The sequence below is a fragment of the Streptomyces sp. NPDC054849 genome (assembly GCF_053610945.1).
In genome coordinates this window covers 1-19,372 of the sequence record NZ_JBSGZI010000131.1, presented here as the reverse complement: position 1 = coordinate 19,372, position 19,372 = coordinate 1, and the positions used below count along the sequence as shown (strand labels likewise).

At 71.6% G+C, this 19,372-nt stretch carries 21 protein-coding genes and 1 pseudogene; 14 read left to right on the top strand and 8 right to left on the bottom strand.

Annotated features, from left to right (window positions below; genetic code table 11):
- Positions 1-118: 118 nt before the first annotated feature.
- Positions 119-1,075: pseudogene (meaB, locus tag ACWGIF_RS34675) on the top strand (methylmalonyl Co-A mutase-associated GTPase MeaB); the annotation flags it as partial.
- A 181-nt stretch (positions 1,076-1,256) separates the two neighbouring features.
- On the opposite strand, the gene ACWGIF_RS34670 reads toward meaB, so the two are convergent.
- The 5 genes from ACWGIF_RS34670 to ACWGIF_RS34650 all read right to left on the bottom strand — a co-directional run bounded on the left by ACWGIF_RS34670 (position 1,257) and on the right by ACWGIF_RS34650 (position 4,588).
- Positions 1,257-1,826: a PepSY domain-containing protein gene (locus ACWGIF_RS34670; protein ID WP_453503467.1), complete on the bottom strand. Its 570-nt coding sequence runs from the start codon at positions 1,824-1,826 to the stop codon at positions 1,257-1,259.
- 117 nt (positions 1,827-1,943) lie between these two features.
- Positions 1,944-2,420 carry a MarR family winged helix-turn-helix transcriptional regulator gene (locus tag ACWGIF_RS34665; protein WP_453503470.1) on the bottom strand — a complete coding sequence of 159 codons (477 nt, stop codon included), beginning with the start codon at positions 2,418-2,420 and terminating at the stop codon, positions 1,944-1,946.
- 64 nt (positions 2,421-2,484) lie between these two features.
- Complete coding sequence (locus tag ACWGIF_RS34660) at positions 2,485-3,288, bottom strand: AIM24 family protein (protein ID WP_453503468.1); 804 nt, start codon at positions 3,286-3,288, stop codon at positions 2,485-2,487.
- Positions 3,289-3,299: 11 nt separating this feature from the next.
- A complete protein-coding gene (locus tag ACWGIF_RS34655) occupies positions 3,300-3,950 on the bottom strand; it encodes an AIM24 family protein (RefSeq protein ID WP_453503465.1) in 651 nt (216 codons plus the stop codon).
- Positions 3,950-4,588, bottom strand: coding sequence for an AIM24 family protein (locus ACWGIF_RS34650; protein ID WP_453503464.1), 639 nt, complete (start codon positions 4,586-4,588; stop codon positions 3,950-3,952). The genes ACWGIF_RS34655 and ACWGIF_RS34650 overlap by 1 nt, the downstream gene beginning before the upstream one ends.
- A gap of 176 nt (positions 4,589-4,764) precedes the next feature.
- Here ACWGIF_RS34650 and ACWGIF_RS34645 point away from each other — a divergent pair, with 176 nt between their 5' ends.
- The 5 genes from ACWGIF_RS34645 to ACWGIF_RS34625 all read left to right on the top strand — a co-directional run bounded on the left by ACWGIF_RS34645 (position 4,765) and on the right by ACWGIF_RS34625 (position 7,671).
- Positions 4,765-5,109 (top strand): DUF3817 domain-containing protein, encoded by a 345-nt coding sequence (locus tag ACWGIF_RS34645; RefSeq protein WP_453503463.1) that lies wholly within the window; start codon positions 4,765-4,767, stop codon positions 5,107-5,109.
- Positions 5,106-5,402, top strand: coding sequence for an MTH1187 family thiamine-binding protein (locus ACWGIF_RS34640; RefSeq protein WP_453503462.1), 297 nt, complete (start codon positions 5,106-5,108; stop codon positions 5,400-5,402). The genes ACWGIF_RS34645 and ACWGIF_RS34640 overlap by 4 nt, the downstream gene beginning before the upstream one ends.
- Positions 5,403-5,666: 264 nt before the next feature.
- Positions 5,667-6,365, top strand: a complete 699-nt coding sequence (locus ACWGIF_RS34635) for a hypothetical protein (protein WP_453503460.1) — start codon at positions 5,667-5,669, stop codon at positions 6,363-6,365.
- A complete protein-coding gene (locus tag ACWGIF_RS34630; protein ID WP_453503459.1) occupies positions 6,362-7,042 on the top strand; it encodes a DUF4166 domain-containing protein in 681 nt (226 codons plus the stop codon). The genes ACWGIF_RS34635 and ACWGIF_RS34630 overlap by 4 nt, the downstream gene beginning before the upstream one ends.
- The gene (locus tag ACWGIF_RS34625; protein WP_453503457.1) at positions 7,039-7,671 is read left to right on the top strand and encodes a TetR/AcrR family transcriptional regulator; all 633 of its coding nucleotides are present in this window, start codon (positions 7,039-7,041) and stop codon (positions 7,669-7,671) included. The genes ACWGIF_RS34630 and ACWGIF_RS34625 overlap by 4 nt, the downstream gene beginning before the upstream one ends.
- 74 nt (positions 7,672-7,745) lie before the next feature.
- Here the strand turns inward: ACWGIF_RS34625 and ACWGIF_RS34620 are convergent, their stop codons facing one another.
- A complete protein-coding gene (locus ACWGIF_RS34620) occupies positions 7,746-8,804 on the bottom strand; it encodes a glycoside hydrolase family 6 protein (RefSeq protein WP_453503455.1) in 1,059 nt (352 codons plus the stop codon).
- Positions 8,805-8,905: 101 nt separating this feature from the next.
- Positions 8,906-9,901, bottom strand: coding sequence for a DUF5937 family protein (locus ACWGIF_RS34615; protein WP_453503453.1), 996 nt, complete (start codon positions 9,899-9,901; stop codon positions 8,906-8,908).
- A 35-nt stretch (positions 9,902-9,936) separates the two neighbouring features.
- Here ACWGIF_RS34615 and ACWGIF_RS34610 point away from each other — a divergent pair, with 35 nt between their 5' ends.
- From ACWGIF_RS34610 to ACWGIF_RS34595, 4 genes are all read left to right on the top strand, one after another.
- A complete protein-coding gene (locus ACWGIF_RS34610) occupies positions 9,937-11,325 on the top strand; it encodes an MFS transporter (RefSeq protein ID WP_453503452.1) in 1,389 nt (462 codons plus the stop codon).
- A gap of 21 nt (positions 11,326-11,346) precedes the next feature.
- Entirely contained in the window at positions 11,347-11,856 is a 510-nt protein-coding gene (locus ACWGIF_RS34605; RefSeq protein WP_453503450.1) for a MarR family winged helix-turn-helix transcriptional regulator, read from the top strand.
- 98 nt (positions 11,857-11,954) lie between these two features.
- Positions 11,955-12,284: a DUF3817 domain-containing protein gene (locus tag ACWGIF_RS34600; protein ID WP_326587950.1), complete on the top strand. Its 330-nt coding sequence runs from the start codon at positions 11,955-11,957 to the stop codon at positions 12,282-12,284.
- 87 nt (positions 12,285-12,371) lie between these two features.
- The gene (locus tag ACWGIF_RS34595; protein WP_453503448.1) at positions 12,372-14,072 is read left to right on the top strand and encodes an acyl-CoA mutase large subunit family protein; all 1,701 of its coding nucleotides are present in this window, start codon (positions 12,372-12,374) and stop codon (positions 14,070-14,072) included.
- A gap of 169 nt (positions 14,073-14,241) precedes the next feature.
- On the opposite strand, the gene ACWGIF_RS34590 is transcribed toward ACWGIF_RS34595, so the two are convergent.
- Positions 14,242-14,862, bottom strand: coding sequence for a TetR/AcrR family transcriptional regulator (locus ACWGIF_RS34590; protein WP_453503447.1), 621 nt, complete (start codon positions 14,860-14,862; stop codon positions 14,242-14,244).
- A 249-nt stretch (positions 14,863-15,111) separates the two neighbouring features.
- Between ACWGIF_RS34590 and ACWGIF_RS34585 the strand changes: the two genes are divergently transcribed.
- From ACWGIF_RS34585 to ACWGIF_RS34570, 4 genes are all read left to right on the top strand, one after another.
- The gene (locus ACWGIF_RS34585; RefSeq protein ID WP_453503445.1) at positions 15,112-16,119 is read left to right on the top strand and encodes a tetratricopeptide repeat protein; all 1,008 of its coding nucleotides are present in this window, start codon (positions 15,112-15,114) and stop codon (positions 16,117-16,119) included.
- A 627-nt stretch (positions 16,120-16,746) separates the two neighbouring features.
- The gene (locus tag ACWGIF_RS34580) at positions 16,747-17,388 is read left to right on the top strand and encodes a DUF6230 family protein (RefSeq protein WP_453503443.1); all 642 of its coding nucleotides are present in this window, start codon (positions 16,747-16,749) and stop codon (positions 17,386-17,388) included.
- A gap of 105 nt (positions 17,389-17,493) precedes the next feature.
- Positions 17,494-18,081, top strand: a complete 588-nt coding sequence (locus ACWGIF_RS34575) for a DUF6114 domain-containing protein (RefSeq protein WP_453503441.1) — start codon at positions 17,494-17,496, stop codon at positions 18,079-18,081.
- A complete protein-coding gene (locus ACWGIF_RS34570) occupies positions 18,071-19,318 on the top strand; it encodes a hypothetical protein (RefSeq protein WP_453503440.1) in 1,248 nt (415 codons plus the stop codon). Before ACWGIF_RS34575 ends, ACWGIF_RS34570 begins: the two co-directional genes overlap by 11 nt.
- Positions 19,319-19,372 lie beyond the last annotated feature (54 nt).

Here is a 19,372-nt window from a genome sequence, read left to right as displayed (position 1 = left end):
TTGTTTATTTGCCCGCCTGGCGCCGCCGCGCCCCCGCGGGCCCGGCGGGGGGGCCGGCCCCCCGCCCCGCCCCCCCCCCCCGACCGTACCCGTACGAGAACCGAGGAGCGCAGCACGTATGACGGCGGTGGACGTCCCCCAGCTGGTGGCCCAGGCCCGCGAGGGCCGGCCGAGAGCGGTGGCCCGGCTGATCTCTCTGGTCGAGGGGGCGTCCCCGCAGCTGCGCGAGGTGATGGCCGCCCTGGCCCCGCTGACGGGCGGGGCGTACGTGGTGGGGCTGACCGGGTCGCCGGGCGTCGGCAAGTCGACCTCGACCTCCGCGCTCGTGTCCGCGTACCGCAAGGCCGGCAAGCGCGTCGGCGTCCTCGCCGTCGACCCGTCCTCGCCGTTCTCCGGCGGGGCGCTGCTCGGCGACCGGGTGCGGATGTCGGACCACGCCTCGGACCCGGGGGTCTACATCCGCTCCATGGCCACCCGCGGCCACCTGGGCGGGCTCGCGTGGGCCGCCCCGCAGGCGATCCGGGTGCTGGACGCGGCCGGCTGCGAGGTGATCCTGGTCGAGACGGTCGGGGTCGGACAGTCGGAGGTGGAGATCGCCTCGCAGGCCGACACCTCGGTGGTGCTGCTGGCTCCGGGGATGGGTGACGGGATCCAGGCCGCGAAGGCCGGGATCCTGGAGATCGGCGACGTGTACGTGGTGAACAAGGCGGACCGGGACGGCGCGGACGCGACGGCCCGGGAGCTGAACCACATGCTGGGGCTGGGGGAGGCGCGGGGCCGGGAGGACTGGCGGCCGCCGATCGTGAAGACCGTCGCGGCCCGCGGGCAGGGCATCGACGAACTGGTCGAGGCGCTGGAGAAGCACCGGGCGTGGATGGGCGAGCGGGGGGTGCTGGCCGAGCGGAGGGCTGCGCGGGCGGCGCGGGAGGTCGAGACGATCGCGGTGACGGCGCTGCGGGCGCGGATGGCGGATCTGCACGGGGACGCGCACCTCGACGCGCTGGCGGCCAGGGTCGCCGTGGGGGAGCTGGACCCGTATGCGGCCGCGGACGCGTTGCTGGCGACGCTGACCGAGGCGTTGGCCGGTGGGCGGGCGCGGCGCCACCAGGGCGCCGCGCCGTGCCTCGCGCCTCACACGCCGGCGGGGCTGAAGGAGCGGGCGCCCCACCCGGCCCCGCGCCTCACACGTGGGCGGCGCCGAAAGCGCGCGGCTGAGAGCGCGGGGCTCAGAGGGTGGGGCGTTTCGGGCCTTGCCGTCAGTTGTCGTCGTCGCCGTCGTTCGAATTCGACTGGGACTTGGTCACCTTGCCCGAGGCGTGGTCCACGTGGGCGGTCGAGGTCTTGCCGTCGGAGGACTTCACCTCGACCTCCCAGTAGTGGGCGTCGCCGTCCTGGTCGTCCTCCCACTGGACGGACCAGACCTGACCGGGGTGGGCGGCCAGGGCCGCCTTCATCGCCTGGTCGGCGGTGACCTTGGCGGAGAGCAGGGCCTTGTGCTCGGCGGCATTCTCGTTCGTGTCGCGGTTGCGCTCGGTGACCGTGCCGTCGGCCGCCACCTCCAGCTCGGCGTGACCCTTGCCGTCCTTGCTGATCACGTCCACGTGCCAGACGGATTCGTCCTTGTCGAGGGACTCGACGACGCCCGGGTAGTGCTTCAGGGCCGCCGCCGACGCCTCTTCGGCCGTCTCGGCGGTGGGGACGACGGCGGTGACGGCGGCGGTCAGGGTTCTCGCCGTGTCGGCGGATGCCGCTGCTGCGGCCGCCACCGGGCCTCCCATCATCAGGACGACGGCTGCGGCCGCTGAGATGTACACGTTGCGCTGCATGGCTGGACCTCCTCAGGCCGGCCAGCGCCTGCGGGTGCTCGGCGGCGGCCGGCAGCGGGCGGATAACGCCCATTCTCCGGCCGACCGCCGTCCGGGGCGCGTCGAGCGCCCGGGGGCTCAGGCCTTGCCGCGGGTGCCGCGCAGGTGCTCCGCCACCGGGGTGAGCGAGGCGCGCAGCGCCGCCAGGGCCTCCGGCGGCAGCAGGTCGATGAAGTGCCGGCGCACGGACGCCACGTGGTGCGGGGCGACCTTGCGCATCGTCTCCATGCCCTCGTCCGTGAGTACCGCGTACAGGCCGCGGCGGTCGGACTCGCAGTTGACCCGGCGGACCAGGCCCGCCGTCTCCATGCGTGTGATCTGGTGCGACAGCCGGCTCTTGGACTGCAGCGTGGCGGTCGCGAGATCGCTCATGCGCATCCGGTGGTCCTCGGACTCCGAGAGGTTCACCAGGATCTCGTAGTCGTTGTTGGTGAGTCCGAAAGGCTGGAGATCCTTTTCCAACTGGTGCATCAGCAGTCTGCTGACGTCCAGATGGGTGCGCCATGCGCACTGCTCGGCGTCGGTCAGCCAGCGCGTGGCCGTCTCGGTCTCCATGGTCTCCATGAATGAACTCTACCTAAAAAGTTGAATTGCGTACAAAGATCTGACGTCCGAGGGATCACAGTCCGAAGCGGCGCTGAAGATCACCCAGCTGACCCGGCATCCGCGGTACGCCCAGCTGTCCCATCGGGCCATGACCGGCCCCCGGGACACCCTGAGCGTTGCCCGTCGCCGCGCCGGCGCCGACCGTGCCGACCGAGTGCTCCGCCATCAGCATCTCCGACGACTGCAGCAGCACCGTCCCCGCCCCGACGAACTCGAACTGGTGCTCCTCGCCCGAGCTGCCGCCGATTCCGGAGAGCGAGCGCAGTCCGCCCATCACGCCCGACATGTAGCCGTGGTCGTAGTGGTGGCACGGCGAGGGACAGTCCGCCCAGCCCACCAGTGCCTGCGGGTCCACGCGCAGCGGCGGCTCCATGAACACCACCGGACCGTTGGACGCCGCCACGAACTTTCCGGTTCCGATCAGCGTCAGGAAGCCCGGGACGATGGACTGCTTGAGGGCGAGAGAGGGCTGGTACGCGAGCAGATTGCCTGAGCGGATCGTCAGGTTCCCGTTGTCCAGGTCGTACGAGTTCACGTCGAAGGCCCGGTCGGCCAGCAGCATCTTGCCCTGGCCCTCGGCCACCACCCAGTCGCTGGCGTGCAGCGGGGAGTGGAAGCTGGTGCGCAGCAGGCGGTCGAAGCGGCCGTTGCCGATGCCGTTGAACTCGATGCGCCCGTAGTACGAGATCATCTTGCCCTTCTGCAGGAACCACTGGCTTCCCTTGAGTTCCACGCAGAAGGTGTACGGGGTGACGTTGTCGTCGGAGGGCAGCGTGTACGGGTCGAAGACCGTCGGGCCGCCGGGTCCGCCGGTCACAGGGCCAAAGTTCACAGCTTCTCCTCGGAGGCCTGTACGTACACCGCGCCCTGGCCGGACAGCTCCAGCTGGAACGCCTCGCCCGAACCGCGTCCCACCATGTCCCGCCAGCCGAGCGCGGTGGAGAGCTTGTTGCGCACGTCCCCGTGGTGGGCGACGTACGCCTGCGGGTCCACGTGGATCGGGCGCTGCGGGGTGATGGGAAGCTCGATCACCCCGCCGTGGGCCATCACGGCGACCGAGCCGTGACCCTTGAGGGTGGTGGTGAACAGGCCCTGGCCGGTCACCTGGCCGCGGACCATGCCCATGACCCCGCCCTGCGAGCCCATGAACATCGTGCCCTGCTGGAGGGTGCCGTCGAAGGCGAGCAGCCGGTCGGCCTCGACGTAGAGGGTCTCGCCGGTCAGGTTGATCACCTGGATGTGGTGGCCGCCGTGGCCGAACATCACGGTGCCGCTGCCCTCGACCGTCATCAGCGGGGTCTGTTCGTTCGCCACCCGGCGCCCGATCATGCCCATGACCCCGCCCTGACCTCCCGTCAGGCTCGGGGTGAAGGAGACCTCACCGCGGTACGCGAGCATCGCGCCGCGCTGGCTGTACATCTTCTGGCCCGGGACGACCTGGGCCTCGACCATCTTCGAGTTGATCTCGCGGAACGGCATCAGACGTCGCCCCCGATGGTGTTGCGCTCGCTGGGCTGCACGTACACCAGGCCCTCGCCCTCGAAGCGGATCTGGAACGCCTCGCCGGAGCCCTCGCCGATCAGTGTGCGGAAGTTCACACCGGACTGGAAGGACTGCTGGAGGTCGCCGGTGTGCGCGATGTACGCCCCCGGGTCCACGGAGAGCGGGTACTGGGCGCTGACGCGCAGCACCACGGCCGGACCGTCGGAGACGATCGCCGCCTGTCCCGAACCCTCGACGGTCGTGGTGAACAGGCCGTTGCCCGTCGTCGCACCGCGCAGACCGGTGAAGGTGGTGCCGGTCCGCAGACCGGCGTCGGTGCACAGCAGGTTGCTGGACTCCACGTAGAGCTTCTCGCCGCGCAGATTGACCAGATTGATCTCACTTGCGCGGTCGGCGAAGAAGCAGGTGCCGTGCCCCTGCACTTCCATCACCGTCATCTGTTCGCCGGTCAGCCGGCGGGTCACCATGCCGCGGAGGCCTTCGCCACCGCCGGACATCTTCTTGAAGGCCATCTGCCCGTCGTACGCGACCATGGAGCCGTTCTTCGCTTTCACGGCATCCCCGGTCAGGTCGACGGCGAGCACCTTGCTGCCTTGGAGTCGGAACTGAGCCACGGGAAGACGTTATCGGCAGCGGGCGAGCCCGAACAGGGCCCGGTGGCCGATATATGCCACACCCGGGCGGTATGGGGGCGATCCCGACGCGCCGGGGAGGGAAGGGGTCGGGTCAAGATCCCGTAAAGCGGCTGCGACACTGGAACGGACCCTGGCCTCCACCCCGAAGGTTCCACGTGGACATCAAGACCGCCTCCGCTCTGCACCGACTGCGCCTCGTCTCCGTCCCGGAGGCGCTTTCGTTCCCGGCCCTGCTGATCTTCGGCTCGCTGCTGAGCCGGGTCTCGGACATCGACTACCTGATGATGCCGCTCGGTGCCATCCACGGGTTCCTGTTCACCGTCTACGTGCTCTTCCTGCTGGACGTGTGGAACAAGGCCAAGTGGCCGTTCAAGAAGGTCGCGTTGTTCTTCGTGCTCGCCGTGGTGCCGTTCGGCGGACTGTACGGCGACAAGCTGCTCAAGCGGGACGAGGGCGACAGCGTGATCGCGGCCCGTGCGCGCGAGGCGGCCGGCGCGTGATCGTCGCCTTCTCGGTGACCCCGCTGGGTGTCGGTGAAGAGGTCGGCGAATACGTCGCCGACGCGGTCCGGGTGGTCCGCGAGTCCGGGCTGCCGAACCGCACCGACGCCATGTTCACCACGGTCGAGGGTGAGTGGGACGAGGTCATGACGGTGGTCAGGCGCGCCGTGGCCGCCGTCGAGGAGCGGGCGCCCCGGGTCTCCTTCATCCTCAAGGCCGACATCCGTCCCGGAGTACGCGACGGGATCACCTCCAAGGTGGCGACGGTGGAGCGGCACCTCGCGGAGGGCTGACGCGCCCGGCTGCCACCTCTCATCGTGCGAAGCGCCCCCGGCCTCCCGGCCGGGGGCGCTTTCGCGTGCGCGGCCGTGGGGCTTGCGGGCTGCCCGCGGAAGTGGCTTTCCGGGGCTCCGCCCCGGGACCCGGCGCCCAGCGCCGGCGGGGCCGGGTGGAGGCGCCTCAAGTGTCAGGGGTCTGGATGGGGCTGGTTGAGCGATCGCTCAAAGTCGCCTAGGGTGCCGGTTGAGCGATTGCTCAAAATGGAATCGGGGGCGGGCATGGGCCTGTACGTCGAGACGTCGATCCGTGCCGGGATGGACGAGCTCTGGGAGCGCAGTCAGGATCCCGCGCAGCATCAGCGGTGGGACCTGCGGTTCACCTCCATCGGCTACCTTCCGCGGGACGAGGGCGAGCCCCAGCGGTTCCGGTATGCCACCCGCGTGCTGCCCTTCCTCTCGGTCGACGGGACCGGGGTCTGCGCCGGGGAACGGCACCGGGACGACGGGACCCGCGTGTCGGCCCTGCGCTTCGCCTCGGAGCATCCGCTCTCGCTGCTCGCCGAGGGCAGCGGTTACTGGCGTTACGTCCCGGGCCCCGACGGCATCCGCTTCCTCACCGGCTACGACTACCGCCCGCGCTGGGGCCGCTTCGGGTCCCTCGCCGACCGGTTGGTGTTCCGGCCGCTCATGGGCTGGGCCACCGCCTGGTCCTTCGACCGGCTGCGGCTCTGGTGCGAGCGCGGTACCCCGCCGGGCCTCGCCCTCGCCCGGGCGATCGGCGAGAGCGCCGTGCGGGCCCTGCTGTGCGCGACCGCCCTGGTGTACGCGCCGCCGGTCGCCGCCCTGTTCGTCCTGGCCGCCGCCCTGCTGCTGCCGCCGCTGCCCGGCACCCCGGCCGCCCGCCGCAGCCTGCGCACCCCGCCCGGCCGCACCCCCGCCCGCGCACCGCGCCTGCTCAGCACTCTGGAGCCGTCATGACCTCCATCTTCCGCGCCCACATGGGCGCCGACTTCGACCGGCTGCACCCGCAGATCCAGCGCCGGTTCTCGGTCGGACTGGCGAGCGGGGAGGGCTGCATCGGGCGCGGCACCATGGACCGGATATGGCACGGGCCCCGCTACGTGAAGCCCTTCCTCCGGCTCGGCGGCATGCGGAACATCCTGGTGCCGCGGGAGGGCGCGAACGTTCCGTTCGTCATCGAGAATCTCCCGTACCTCGACTCCTTCGGGCGGGAGACCGTCACCTTCGTCCGGACCTTCCGGCTGCCCGGCGGACCCCACCGCTTCGACGCCACGATGGTCCACAGCCCCGAACGGGACTGCGTCCTGGACTACCTGGGCACGCACCAGCACCTCGCCAGCGACCTCCACATGAGCGCCGAGCCCGACGGCTCGCTGCTCATCCGCTCCGGCGAGCACCGCTTCCGCGAGGGTCACGTGGACGTCCGCGTCCCCGATCTCATCGGCGCAGACGCCGAGGTGCGCGAGTCCTTCGACGACGCCACCGGCCGGTTCCGGATCCGGGTGCGGGTGGTCAACCGCCGCTTCGGGCCGCTCTTCGGCTATGAGGGCTCCTTCACCGCGCAGTACGTCGACGCCCGCTCCCACGGCGTGCGCGGCGACCTGCGACCCGTCCGCGAGGAGGTCCGGGCATGAGCGCGGGCACCAAGGAGAAGCTCCTCGAAGGGGCCCTGCGCACCCTGGTCGAACAGGGCATCGCCAAGACCTCCGCCCGCACCATCGCGGCCACCGCCGGGGTGGGGCAGGGCCTGATCTTCTATCACTTCGGCTCCGTCGACGAGCTGCTCGCCGCGGCCTGCCGGTATGGCGCCGAGCAGCGCGTGGCCCGCTACCGCGACCGGCTCGCCGAGCTGGGCAGCCTCGCCGAACTGCTGCAGTTCGCCCGGGAGATGCACGTCGAGGAGCGGGCCGCCGGGCACGTCGCCATGCTCGGGCAGCTCCTGGCCGCCGGACAGAGCTCGCCCGCCCTCGCGGCCGCCACCGCCGCCGGGCTCGGGCTGTGGATCGACGAGCTGGAGGCGGTGCTCACCCGGCTGCTGGCGGCGACCCCGCTGGAGGGGTACGCCGACCCGGCCGGGCTGGCCCGGGCCACGGCCGCCTCCTTCGTCGGTATCGAGCTGTACGAAGGGGTGGACCCGAGGGGCGCCGGCAGTGCGCTCGACGCGCTGGAGCAGCTCGCCGGGCTGGCCACGGTGCTGGAAGGCCTGGGCCCCCTGAGCCAGCGCGCGGTGCGGCACGGCCTGCGCCGCGGAACCCGCGGCTGACTGCGGAGCCCCGAGCGCGGGGGCCTGCGCCGCGGAACCCGCGGCTGACTGACCACGGCGCCCCGGGCGCGGGCTCATTCCCTGGCGCGCCGGGCCAGGCCCAGCGCGTAGTCCGGCCACCACACCCCGGCCTGCGGGCCGCCGCGGCACGAGCCGTCGGACTCGCCGGGCGGTTTGACCCAGAGGTAGGCGTCGACGAGTGGGTCGCCGGTCCGGTCGGTCGGCGGCGTTCCGAGGGCGCGGCCCGGCGGATTGCACCGGGCCCGGCTCCGGCTGCCCGGCAGCGGCCCTTCGCCGTTGCGGCCGGTGTCGACGACGAAGTGCTTGTTCCCCGTCGCCTTGGAGAGCGTCGCGCCGTACGCCCGGGTGACCGCGTCGGGCTGGAAGTCGGAGACGTTGAGGGCGAAGCCGTCCGCGCGCCCCAGGCCCGCCCTGCGGAGAGGCTCCACCAGGTCCGCCGGGTCGGGGATCCAGGACGGACTGCCCGCGTCCAGGTAGACCTTCGTGTGCTTGTTCCTCTTGAGCCGGTCGACGGCCTCGGAGAGCAGCCGGTAGCGCTCGGCGCGGTGTTCGGCCCGGACACAGCCGTCGACGACGTGCGCGAGGGCGTCCGGCTCCAGGATGACGACGGCCTTGGTGTCCTTGACGGCGTCGGCGAAGGCGCCGATCCAGCTGCGGTAGGCCCGGGCGTCGGCGGCGCCTCCGGCCGGCTGCCGCCCGCAGTCGCGGTGCGGGAGGTGGTGGGCGGCGAGCAGCAGGGTCCGCCCGGTGGCCCGGGCGCCCTCCGCGGCCCGGCGGATCCGGGGGCCCGGGTCCCCGCCCGGCGCCCACAGGGTCGTCGGCCGGTCCGCGATCCTGCGCAGCACCTGGGCGTCGCTGTTGCGGCCCGCCGCCTCCCAGGCGGCGACCTGCCGGGCGGCGGCGCTGTGCGGGTCCACCCAGTACGGGGACTCGCCGGTGGCCGCGACGGGGGAGGGGGAGGTGGAGGGGGCAGGGGCGGGGGGTGCGGCGGCGGGAGTTCCCGGCCGGGGCGCGGGTGCGCCGGTGCAGGCGGATCCCGCCGCGAGGAGAAGGAGGAGGCCGACGGCGGTGGCGGGAGTGCTGGAACGCGGCCTGCGAACGGCGGGGGGCATCCGGTTTCCTCAGGACGAAGGGTCGGGCAGCGGACCGGGATACCGGGACATGGTGACATAACGGACAGATGGCATCGCTGTGCGACACCGTGCCCGCGGGGTCAGCGAGCGGGGTCCCCCATGGTGAGGGCGATGGCCAGCGGGGTGCGCTCGTACAGGACCTGGTGGCCGTGACGGGCGGAGATGAGCAGGCCCGCCGCGTGCAGGATGCCCAGGTGGGCCGAGACGGTGGACGGGGCCAGCCCGAGCCGGTGGGCCAGGGCCGTGGTGGAGGACGGCTCGTCCAGCGCGCACAGCACATCGGCCCGGGCCCGGCCCAGCAGCCCGGCGAGCGCGGCGGGGGCCTCCTCCCGTACGGGGGTCCACAGGGCGCCGATGCCGCGGGCCGGGTAGACGACGGTCGGCTGCCAGGGCGGGTCGAAGCCGCCCGCGATGCCCGGCCAGACGAAGGCGCTCGGCATGAGGAGGAGACCCTGGCCGCCCAGGACGCGGTCGTGGTGGCTGGGCCGCTCGATGGTCAGGGTGAGGGAGGCGGCGTCCCAGGAGAGGTCCGGGTGCAGGCCGTCGAAGAGCGACCCCAGTCCGCCGGCGGCGAGGCGGCGGGTGTGGAAGAGGACGTCCGCCTCCAGCAGGGCCCGCAGCCGCGGCCAGTGCGGCTCGACCAGGACGCTCCAGGCCCGCTCCATCAGATCGGCCAGCTCCCGCACCGCCCGCGCCGGATCGGCCAGCATCGCCCCGCCCAGGTCGCTGTCGAGCGCGCCCGGGGTGCAGGACAGCGCCTTGCGCATGTCCTCGCGCACCTCGTCCGGATCGGCCGCGCGGACCAGCGCGAGCTCCTCCTCGAAGGAGACGCCGGGTCCGCTCGGCGGCGGGCTGATGAAGTCCGTACTGTGCCCCCGGCGCGGCATCAGCAGCCACAGCGGCCGCAGGTCCAGCCCGTCGGCGGCGGCCCGGATCCGCTGCAGCCAGGGCAGGTGGTAGCCCTGCCGGTCCGGGCGGTTCAGGGTGCGGACCGCCTCCTGCGTCTCCCACAACGGCGACAGCGCGAACCGGCACCGCAGCAGGTCGCCGTGGCCGAAGCGGTGGTGCAGCCCCATCCGGGTCCCCTCCCTCATCTCTGCGTTCCCGCGCGATGGCGCCGTCCGAAACGACGCCGTCCGAAACGACGCCGTCCCAGGGGACGCCGTCTGCGGGGACACTGTCTCAACATTCGGCCCCAGGCGAATCTCTGGGGCGCCGGACCCGGGCCCGGGACGCTGGTCCCATGCCAGCCGACACCCAGGCGCCCGGGCGGTTCACGCCGCCGCCGGGCTACCGTTCCGTGTTCCGGGTCCGGGAGTTCCGGTCCGTCTTCGCCGCCCACCTGATGTCCGTCCTCGGCGTGGTCGTCGCCGAGATCTCCCTCTCCGTCCTCGTCTACCGCCTCACCGGCTCGCCCCTGATGAGCGCGCTCACCTTCGCCCTCGGCTTCCTCCCGTACGCACTCGGCGGCACCCTGCTGGCCGGGATCGCAGACCGGCACCCCGCCCGGCGGGTGCTCGTCACGTGCGACCTCGTCTGCGCGCTCTGCGCGGTGGCCATGGTGCTGCCGGGCACCCCCGTCGCCGTGCTCCTCGCACTGCGCTGCGCGATGGCCTTCGTGGCGCCGCTCTTCCAGGGCACGCGCAACGCCTCCCTCTCCGACGTCCTCGGCGCCGGCGACGCCTTCGTCCTGGGCCGCTCGCTGCTGCGCATGGTGGCCCAGAGCGCCCAGCTCATCGGCTTCGGCCTCGGCGGGCTGCTGCTCACCGTGGTCGCCCCGCGCGGGGCCCTCGCCCTCACCGCCGTGGGATTCCTCGGCTCCGCGCTCCTGCTCCGGCTCGGCACCCGCAGCCGTCCCGCGCGCACGAGCGTCCGTACCTCCCCGCTCGCCGGACTGCGCGCCGTCCTCGGCCGGCGCCGGCTGCGCGCACTGACCCTCCTCTTCTGGCTGCCGCCCGTCTTCCTCGTCGTCCCCGAGGCGCTGCTCGCCGCGTACGCCGACGGCATCGGCGCCGGCACCGCCGCCCTCGGCCTGATGATGTGCGCCATGCCCGTCGGCACCATCGCCGGGGAACTCTGGGCCGGCTCCGCCCTCACCGCCCGAACGCGATCGCGGATCGTGGCCCCGCTCGCCGCCGTGGGCCTGCTGCCGCTGATGCTCTACGCCGGCCGGCCGGGCGTGCCCCTCGTCCTCACCGCGCTGCTGCTCGCGGGCCTGGCCCACGCCTACACCCTCGGGCTGGACCAGTGGTACGTCGACGCCGTTCCCGACGAGCTGCGCGGCCGGGCGATGACCCTGCTCAGCACCGGCCTGATGACTCTCCAGGGGGTGGGCATGGCCCTGGCCGGCCTGGCCGCCGAGTTCCTGCCGGTGCACGCGGTCGTCACCGGCGCCGGGATCCTCGGCACGGCGGTCGTGCTGGTGCTCCTGACCGAACTGCGGGCCGCCGCCCGGCAGGAGGAGAGACTGAAGGATGAGACGGCCCTCGCCGTGAAGTGACCTGCCGGTAGGGTCGGACGCGTGCCCAAGCCGCTCAGCCTTCCCTTCGACCCCATCGCCCGCGCCGACGAGCTCTGGCAGCAGCGCTGGGGACCGGTGCCGTCGATGGCCGCGATCACCTCGATCATGCGCGCCCACCAGATCCTGCTCGGCGAGGTCGACGCGGTCGTCAAGCCGTACGGACTGACCTTCGCGCGGTACGAGGCGCTGGTGCTGCTCACCTTCTCCAAGGCCGGCGAGCTGCCGATGTCGAAGATCGGCGAGCGGCTGATGGTCCACCCGACCTCGGTGACGAACACGGTGGACCGGCTGGTGAGGTCCGGGCTCGTCGACAAGCGGCCCAATCCCAACGACGGCCGCGGCACCCTGGCCTCCATCACGGAGAAGGGCCGCGAGGTCGTCGAGGCCGCCACGAAGGACCTGATGGAGATGGACTTCGGCCTCGGCGTGTACGACGCCGAGGAGTGCGGGGAGATCTTCGCGCTGCTGCGCCCGCTGCGGGTGGCCGCAGCCGACTTCGCGGAGTCGTAGGGCCGGCGGCCGCAGCCGTGCCGCCGGGACGCGGGCCCCGCGCTCGGGACCCGGGCCCGCGTCAAGATCGAGCAAAACGGACGGTTAGGCTCGTGCGCATGAAACGAAGCGTGCTGACCCGCTACCGCGTCATGGCCTACGTGACCGCGGTCATGCTCCTGATCCTTTGTGCCTGCATGGTGGCGAAGTACGGCTTCGACACCGGCGCCGGCCTGACCTTCGCGGTCTCGCAGGCCCACGGTGTCCTCTTCATGGTCTACCTGGTCTTCGCCTTCGACCTGGGCTCCAAGGCCAAATGGTCCTTCGGCAAGCTGCTCTGGGTGCTCGTGTCGGGCACGATCCCGCTTGCCGCGTTCTTCGTCGAGCGCAAGGTCCGCGACGAGGTCGAGCCGCTGGTCAGCGGCTCGCTCGCGACCGCCAAGGCCTGACAGGCGACGTACGTCACCCACCCCCGGGGCGACTCCCCGGGGGTTTGCCATCGACATTTACTAGGACGTCCTAGTAAATTCATGGGTATGGACGCTGACGCCATCGAGGAAGGCCGCCGTCGCTGGCAGGCCCGTTATGACAAGGCCCGCAAGCGCGAGGCAGACTTCACCACGCTCTCCGGCGATGCCGTCGAACCGGTCTACGGGCCCCGGCCCGGTGACGCGTACGAGGGATTCGAGCGCATCGGGTGGCCGGGGGAGTACCCCTACACCCGCGGCCTGCACGCCACCGGCTACCGGGGGCGGACCTGGACCATCCGGCAGTTCGCCGGGTTCGGGAACGCCGAGCAGACCAACGAGCGCTACAAGATGATCCTGGCCGCCGGCGGCGGCGGGCTCTCGGTCGCCTTCGACATGCCGACCCTCATGGGGCGCGACTCCGACGACCCCCGCGCCCTCGGAGAGGTCGGGCACTGCGGGGTCGCCATCGACTCCGCCGCCGACATGGAGATCCTCTTCAAGGACATCCCGCTCGGCGACGTCACGACCTCGATGACGATCTCGGGCCCCGCCGTGCCCGCCTTCTGCATGTACCTGGTCGCCGCCGAGCGGCAGGGCGTGGACCCCGCCGTGCTCAACGGCACGCTCCAGACCGACATCTTCAAGGAGTACATCGCCCAGAAGGAGTGGCTCTTCGAGCCCGAGCCGCACCTGCGCCTCATCGGCGACCTCATGGAGTACTGCACGAAGGGCATCCCGGCCTACAAGCCGCTGTCCGTCTCCGGCTACCACATTCGCGAGGCCGGGGCGACGGCCGCACAGGAGCTCGCGTACACGCTCGCCGACGGCTTCGGCTACGTGGAGCTGGGGCTTTCGCGCGGCATGGACGTGGACGACTTCGCGCCCGGTCTCTCCTTCTTCTTCGACGCGCACCTCGACTTCTTCGAGGAGATCGCCAAGTTCCGCGCCGCCCGCCGGATCTGGGCCCGCTGGATGAAGGAGGTCTACGGGGCCAAGAGCGAGAAGTCGATGTGGCTGCGCTTCCACACCCAGACCGCCGGCGTCTCCCTGACCGCGCAGCAGCCGTACAACAACGTCGTGCGCACCGCGGTGGAGGCCCTCGCGGCCGTCCTCGGCGGCACGAACTCCCTGCACACCAACGCCCTCGACGAGACCCTCGCCCTGCCGAGCGAGCAGGCGGCCGAGATCGCCCTGCGCACCCAGCAGGTGCTGATGGAGGAGACCGGCGTCGCCAACGTGGCGGACCCGCTGGGCGGTTCCTGGTTCGTGGAGCAGCTCACCGACCGCATCGAGGCCGACGCCGAGAAGATCTTCGATCAGATCAAGGAGCGCGGCCTGCGCGCCCACCCCGACGGGCGCCACCCCATCGGACCGATCACCTCGGGCATCCTGCGCGGCATCGAGGACGGCTGGTTCACGGGGGAGATCGCCGAATCGGCCTTCCAGTACCAGCGCTCGCTGGAGAAGGGCGACAAGCGGGTCGTCGGCGTCAACGTCCACCACGGGTCGGTCACCGGCGACCTGGAGATCCTCCGGGTCAGCCACGAGGTGGAGACCGTCCAGGTGCGGGAGTTGGCGGCGCGTAAGGCGCGGCGCGACGACGCCAAGGTCACCGCTGCACTGAAGGCGATGCTGGAGGCGGCCCGGGACGGGTCGAACATGATTCCGGCCATGCTGGACGCGGTGCGGGCCGAGGCCACGATGGGCGAGATCTGCAACGTCCTGCGCGACGAGTGGGGCACCTACACCGAACCGCCGGGCTTCTAGGGCGTGTCTTTCGGAAGGCCGGTCAAGTCGCCCGTACCAGGGGCCTCGTGGCCGGCCTTCCTGTTCCCGGGCGGGGCGTGGGCGCGCGTGTCCGGTGGGGGACGAGGGGGCTGCGGCGGCCACTGCGCCTCCGTCGTCGCGGCTCAGGCCGGGCTCAGGCCGGAGCGGCTCAGGCCGGCGCCGGACCCCGGAGGCCGTGCATCAGCAGGGCCGTGAAGGTGGCCACCCAGACCTCGTCCACCGGCTCGGAGCTCACCAGGGCGCGGTGCACCACCGTCCCCGCGATCACGTCGAAGATCAGGTCCGTGGTACGGCCCGCCAGGGACTCGTCCTCCTCGTACGGGAGTTCGCCGCGGGCCTGGGCCCGTTCGCGGCCCAGTACGACGAGACGTTTCTGTCGGTCCACGATCGCCGACCGGATCCGGTCGCGCAGCGCCTCGTCCCGGGTGGACTCGGCGACGACCGCCATCAGCGCCGTACGGGCCTCCGGGCGGCGCAGCAGTTCCGCGAACCGCAGGACCACGTACTCGATGTCGGCTTCCAGGGAGCCCCGGTCCGGCAGCTCCAGCGAGTCGAACAGCTCCGCGACCGCGTCCACGACCAGCTCGTTCTTGCCCGCCCAGCGCCGGTAGAGGGTGGTCTTGGCGACCCCCGCGCGGGCTGAGACGTCGCCCATCGTCAGCTTCGACCAGCCCAGCTCGACCAGTGCGTCCCGGGTCGCGGCGAGGATGGCGGCGTCCGCGGCCGCGCTGCGGGGGCGACCGGTGCGGCCGGGGCTGGGGTTGCGCATGGCCGAGACCATACCCGTCGGTAGCCGAACGGGCCGCTGTGGTTCAGATCACTGGCGCCGCAGGGGCGCGCAGGGCCGCCGGGGGAGTTACGCTACGGCTCGTAGCGTAAGAGCGACAACCACGCGAAGAGCTACAGGCGTCAGGTGGGGACCCGGCGCCGCCCAGCACGACGATCGCGAGAGCACGACGGTACGGCCAATTCACGCGATCTTTTTCGTCGGCGCGCGCACACGGGGGAGGATGTACGCATGCAGCCCAGAAACATGTCCATGAGCGGCGTCGTCGACCTCGCCGCTGTGAAGGCGGCCGGCGAGGCCAAGGCGAAGGCCGAGCAGGCCCGCGCCGAATCGGCACGCCAGGCCGGTCAGGGCGGCGGGGCCGGCCCGTCCGCCGGCGCGGTGCCGCCGTCCGCGCTCGTCACCGACGTAGACGAGGCCGACTTTGAACGCGATGTGCTCCAGCTCTCCGCCGAGGTTCCGGTCGTCCTGGACTTCTGGGCCGAGTGGTGCGAGCCCTGCAAGCAGCTCAGCCCGCTGCTGGAGCGTCTGACCCTCGAGGCGAACGGCCGCCTCGTGCTGGCCAAGGTCGACGTCGAAGCCAACCAGATGCTGATGCAGCAGTTCGGCATCCAGGGCATTCCGGCCGTCTTCGCCGTGGTGGCCGGCCAGGTGCTGCCCCTCTTCCAGGGCCTGGCCCCCGAGCAGCAGATCCGCGAGACCCTCGCCCAGCTGGTCCAGGTCGCCGAGGAGCGCTTCGGGATCATCGGCATCGAGGTGGACCCGAACGCGGAGGGGGCCGCTCCGGCTTCCGCCTCGGCCGAGGCCGAGATTCCGGCCGGCCCGTACGACGCGCTGCTGGAGGCGGCCGTCGTCGCGCTGGACGCCGGTGATCTGGGCGGCGCGGCGCAGGCGTACAAGAACGTACTGGCCGACGACCCCGGCAACAGCGAGGCCAAGCTGGGCCTCGCGCAGGCCGAGCTCCTCGCCCGCGTGCGGGACATGGACCCGCAGGCGGTGCGCACCGCGGCGGCCGAGAGCCCGCGCGACCCGGCGGCGCAGATCGCCGCGGCCGACCTCGACCTGGTCGGCGGTCACGTGGAGGATGCCTTCGGCCGACTGGTGGACACCGTGCGCGTCACGTTCGGTGACGACCGGGATACCGTACGCCTGCGGCTTCTGGAGCTGTTCGAGGTCATCGGCGCGGACGATCCGCGGGTGACGGCGGCGCGTACGGCGCTCGCCCGGGTGCTCTTCTAGACCGGCTCCTGCCGTCTGCGGGCCCGCTCCGCGCGGGCCCCGGGGATCTTCCCCCTCGTCGGCGGGCCACCGGCGATTTGTTGACACGCAGATAAACAGCGGCCGCGCTTTGCCAAAACTTGGCAATCGCGGCCGCTGTTACTCGCAGTAAATCGAACCCCGTGAACTGTCCGGTGTGTTCACCATTTCACCGTTCTGTCGTGGCCGTAGGTGACACCCTGTGTTGCTGCCCGACGGTGGCGGGTCGTACTCAGGTTATCTGGCCGTTACCCGCCAGTAACGAACCCCCTTGTGCCCCGGCCTGGAATGGACCACGATCGGCGACGCTCGGTCCTTCCCGCAGAGCCGCTCACTCGGAGACGCGGTGGAGGGTCCCCACCGAGCCGGCCGGTGGCAGTGGCACCGGCCGTGGGACAGGGGGGTCTCCGCCACACCGGCGGGGCCTGTCCTCCAGGTTGCGCGAACGCGTGGCCCAGTGGTTGTCGCTCGGGGGTGATCGCCGGTGTATCGGACGTGGCACAGCCGCGGCCCGGGCGCCTGCGCTTCTTCCCGAGGACGTAGCACTTCTCCCATCCCAGGACGGGCACGGCCCGGACCGGAGATGTACGTCCGAGAAGGAGGAACGAAATGAGTTCTCAGGTTCGTGGCGGGACCAGATGGAAGCGCTTCGCGCTCGTCATGGTGCCGAGCATCGCGGCCACGGCCGCGGTCGGTGTGGGACTGGCGCAGGGCGCCCTTGCGGCGTCCTTCAGCGTCTCCGGCCAGGACTTCAAGGTCTCGGCCGACAAGCTCGACGGTCAGAACCTCATCCAGTACGGCGGTATCGCCGAGGGGCACGACCTCAAGGGCAACCCGCAGCACCACCCGGTCACCATCTCCGGGTTCAGCAACGCCAAGATCACCAACATGTGCCAGTCCCTGGTCACCCCGACTCCGCTGGGCCCCATCACGCTCCAGCTGAAGACCGGTCACAAGGGCACCCCGGCCGAGGCGACCAACATCTACCTGGATGTTGCCGAGCTCGACACGGACGCCGAGTTCACCAACCTGGACATCGGCGTCGCGGTCGGCGACCCGAGCCACAAGACCAAGCCGCAGGCCGGCACGGTCGCCAGCCCGTACGCGTTCTCGCAGCGCGCCGACCGGGCCGTCCTGACGAACGTGAAGCAGAAGGCGTGGGCCACCACGGCGGGCACCTTCAAGCTGCCCAACCTGAAGCTGCGCCTGATGGGCGGCGACCAGCCGTGCTACCAGGACATCAAGGACTGACGTCCCGGTGAATGACCGGAAGGGCGGGTGGCGGCAGCCGTCGCCTCCCGTCCGTCCGGGCTCCACAGAGTTCTCCGTACCACCGTTTCCAGGGAGCTGTTGTCCATGAACCCCCAGGCCCCGGTTTACGTTCGCGCAGAAAACGACGCCTGGCCCACCGTGGTGTACTACCGCTTCCATGCCTGGAGCGGTCGCCGTCCCTTCTGGGCCGGGCTGTTCACGCTCCTCGGTGGCCTCCCGATCGCGTACTTCCCGTACGCGGACCTCCGGCTGGGCAACGTCAGTCTCGCGATGGCCACCACGGGCGGCGCGGGCGCGCTGATCATCGGCGTCCTGCTGATCACGCTGGGACTGGCCCTCTGGTTCCAGGAGACCATCCGCGTCTTCGCCGGCGTGGCCGCGATCCTGCTGGCCCTGGTCTCGATCCCGGTGTCCAACCTCGGCGGCTTCTTCATCGGTTTCACCCTCTCCATGGTCGGCGGCGCTCTCGCCCTCGCCTGGGCTCCGGGGCAGCCGGTGGACGAGGAGCCGGCCGATCAGCAGCCGGCGCTCCAGCAGACGACCGCGGTCGGCCTGGGGAAGACGGAGGAGACGGCGGGTACCCAGGGCATCCCGGGTCCCCGTGAGACGGAGACGGCACACGCGAGCGAGACGACTGCCCACGCCGATGGCGGGAGGAACAGTGCGGGGTGACGAGACGCAGCGGGGCGTGGCCCCAGGCGCAGAGTCCCGTGTAGTTAAGGGGCCGCGGCACGCGGCGCCGCGAAAGTCGCTGCTGAACAAGATCCAGATACCCGTCGGCAAGACGATGGCACTGGCGGCGATGCCGACGGCCGTGTTCGTCGGGATGGGCATGGCGCCGAAGCTGGCCGTGGCCGACGACAAGGACATCCCCTTCGCGCCCGGGCCGTGTGTGACGCGGTCCGACGAACCTGCGGAGACCGAGTCGAAGTCTCCGTCCCCGACGCCTTCGACCACGCCTTCGCCGAGTTCGTCGCCCAGCGCGACGCCCTCACCGTCGGCGTCCGCGCAGCAGAATCCGAAGCCGACCGCTTCTCCGGAGGCGACCAAGCCCCCGGCGGCGAAGGAGACGGCCCCGGCCGCCACGCCGTCGCCGACCACGACCTCGAACCCGCTGGACCCGCTGGGCGTCGGCGACGCGCTCAAGGGCCTCTTCGACGAGCTCGGCCGGCCGCTCAAGGACGTGCAGCCGACGCCCACGCCGACCCCGACCCCGACGCCCACGCCGTCCACCACGGCCAAGCCGACTCCGGACCCGGTCGCGGACGCGATCCGCGACGCGGCGAAGCAGGCCGGAGCCGGCGTCTCGGAGCTGTCCGAGGAGGTCAAGAAGACCGAGAAGACCCCGAAGGACGAGACGGGCGAGTCGACCGAGGACAAGGACAAGCCCGAGGCGACGAAGGACCCGGACGGGAAGGAACCATTCCCCTGTCCGACCCACGACGCCAAGGCGCTGGCCGACGCCGAGCTGGAGACGGGCATCCCGCTCCTGCCGGACGAGCCCTGGTACCTCGACAGCTCGCTGCTGACCCTCTACGGCCTGGACTACCACGGCATCGTCGAGGTGAAGACGGCGGGCGGGAAGACCAAGAAGGTCCTGAAGTTCACGGCTGACTCGCTGGACATCAAGGACCTGTACCAGACGGTCGGCAAGTCGGGGCACGTCGCCCACCTGAAGTCCCGTCCGGGGTCCACGTCCAAGATCCGCGGCGGCACGGTGACGATGTACACCGAGAGCCTCAAGGGCAACCTGTTCGGTCTGATCCCGATCGAGTTCACCCCGAACACGCCGCCGCCCCTGAACGTCCCGTTCGCGTTCTTCACGGACGTCAAGGTCGTCCAGGCCGGCCAGTTCGGCGGCACCCTGACGGTTCCGGGCCTGAAGAACTACATCGGTCCGCCGGAGTAGTCCGCTCCGACGCTCGTGTGAACACGCCGAGGGCGGCACCCCGCATCACTGCGG

Coding starts and splice junctions, on each gene's coding strand:
- ACWGIF_RS34670 (WP_453503467.1), bottom strand. CDS start 1,826: ATGCAGCGCAACGTGTACATCTCAGCGGCCGCAGCCGTCGTCCTGATG.
- ACWGIF_RS34665 (WP_453503470.1), bottom strand. CDS start 2,420: ATGGAGACCGAGACGGCCACGCGCTGGCTGACCGACGCCGAGCAGTGC.
- ACWGIF_RS34655 (WP_453503465.1), bottom strand. CDS start 3,950: ATGCCGTTCCGCGAGATCAACTCGAAGATGGTCGAGGCCCAGGTCGTC.
- ACWGIF_RS34635 (WP_453503460.1), top strand. CDS start 5,667: ATGGGCCTGTACGTCGAGACGTCGATCCGTGCCGGGATGGACGAGCTC.
- ACWGIF_RS34630 (WP_453503459.1), top strand. CDS start 6,362: ATGACCTCCATCTTCCGCGCCCACATGGGCGCCGACTTCGACCGGCTG.
- ACWGIF_RS34625 (WP_453503457.1), top strand. CDS start 7,039: ATGAGCGCGGGCACCAAGGAGAAGCTCCTCGAAGGGGCCCTGCGCACC.
- ACWGIF_RS34620 (WP_453503455.1), bottom strand. CDS start 8,804: ATGCCCCCCGCCGTTCGCAGGCCGCGTTCCAGCACTCCCGCCACCGCC.
- ACWGIF_RS34615 (WP_453503453.1), bottom strand. CDS start 9,901: ATGGGGCTGCACCACCGCTTCGGCCACGGCGACCTGCTGCGGTGCCGG.
- ACWGIF_RS34610 (WP_453503452.1), top strand. CDS start 9,937: ATGGCGCCGTCCGAAACGACGCCGTCCGAAACGACGCCGTCCCAGGGG.
- ACWGIF_RS34600 (WP_326587950.1), top strand. CDS start 11,955: ATGAAACGAAGCGTGCTGACCCGCTACCGCGTCATGGCCTACGTGACC.
- ACWGIF_RS34595 (WP_453503448.1), top strand. CDS start 12,372: ATGGACGCTGACGCCATCGAGGAAGGCCGCCGTCGCTGGCAGGCCCGT.
- ACWGIF_RS34590 (WP_453503447.1), bottom strand. CDS start 14,862: ATGCGCAACCCCAGCCCCGGCCGCACCGGTCGCCCCCGCAGCGCGGCC.
- ACWGIF_RS34585 (WP_453503445.1), top strand. CDS start 15,112: ATGCAGCCCAGAAACATGTCCATGAGCGGCGTCGTCGACCTCGCCGCT.
- ACWGIF_RS34580 (WP_453503443.1), top strand. CDS start 16,747: ATGAGTTCTCAGGTTCGTGGCGGGACCAGATGGAAGCGCTTCGCGCTC.
- ACWGIF_RS34575 (WP_453503441.1), top strand. CDS start 17,494: ATGAACCCCCAGGCCCCGGTTTACGTTCGCGCAGAAAACGACGCCTGG.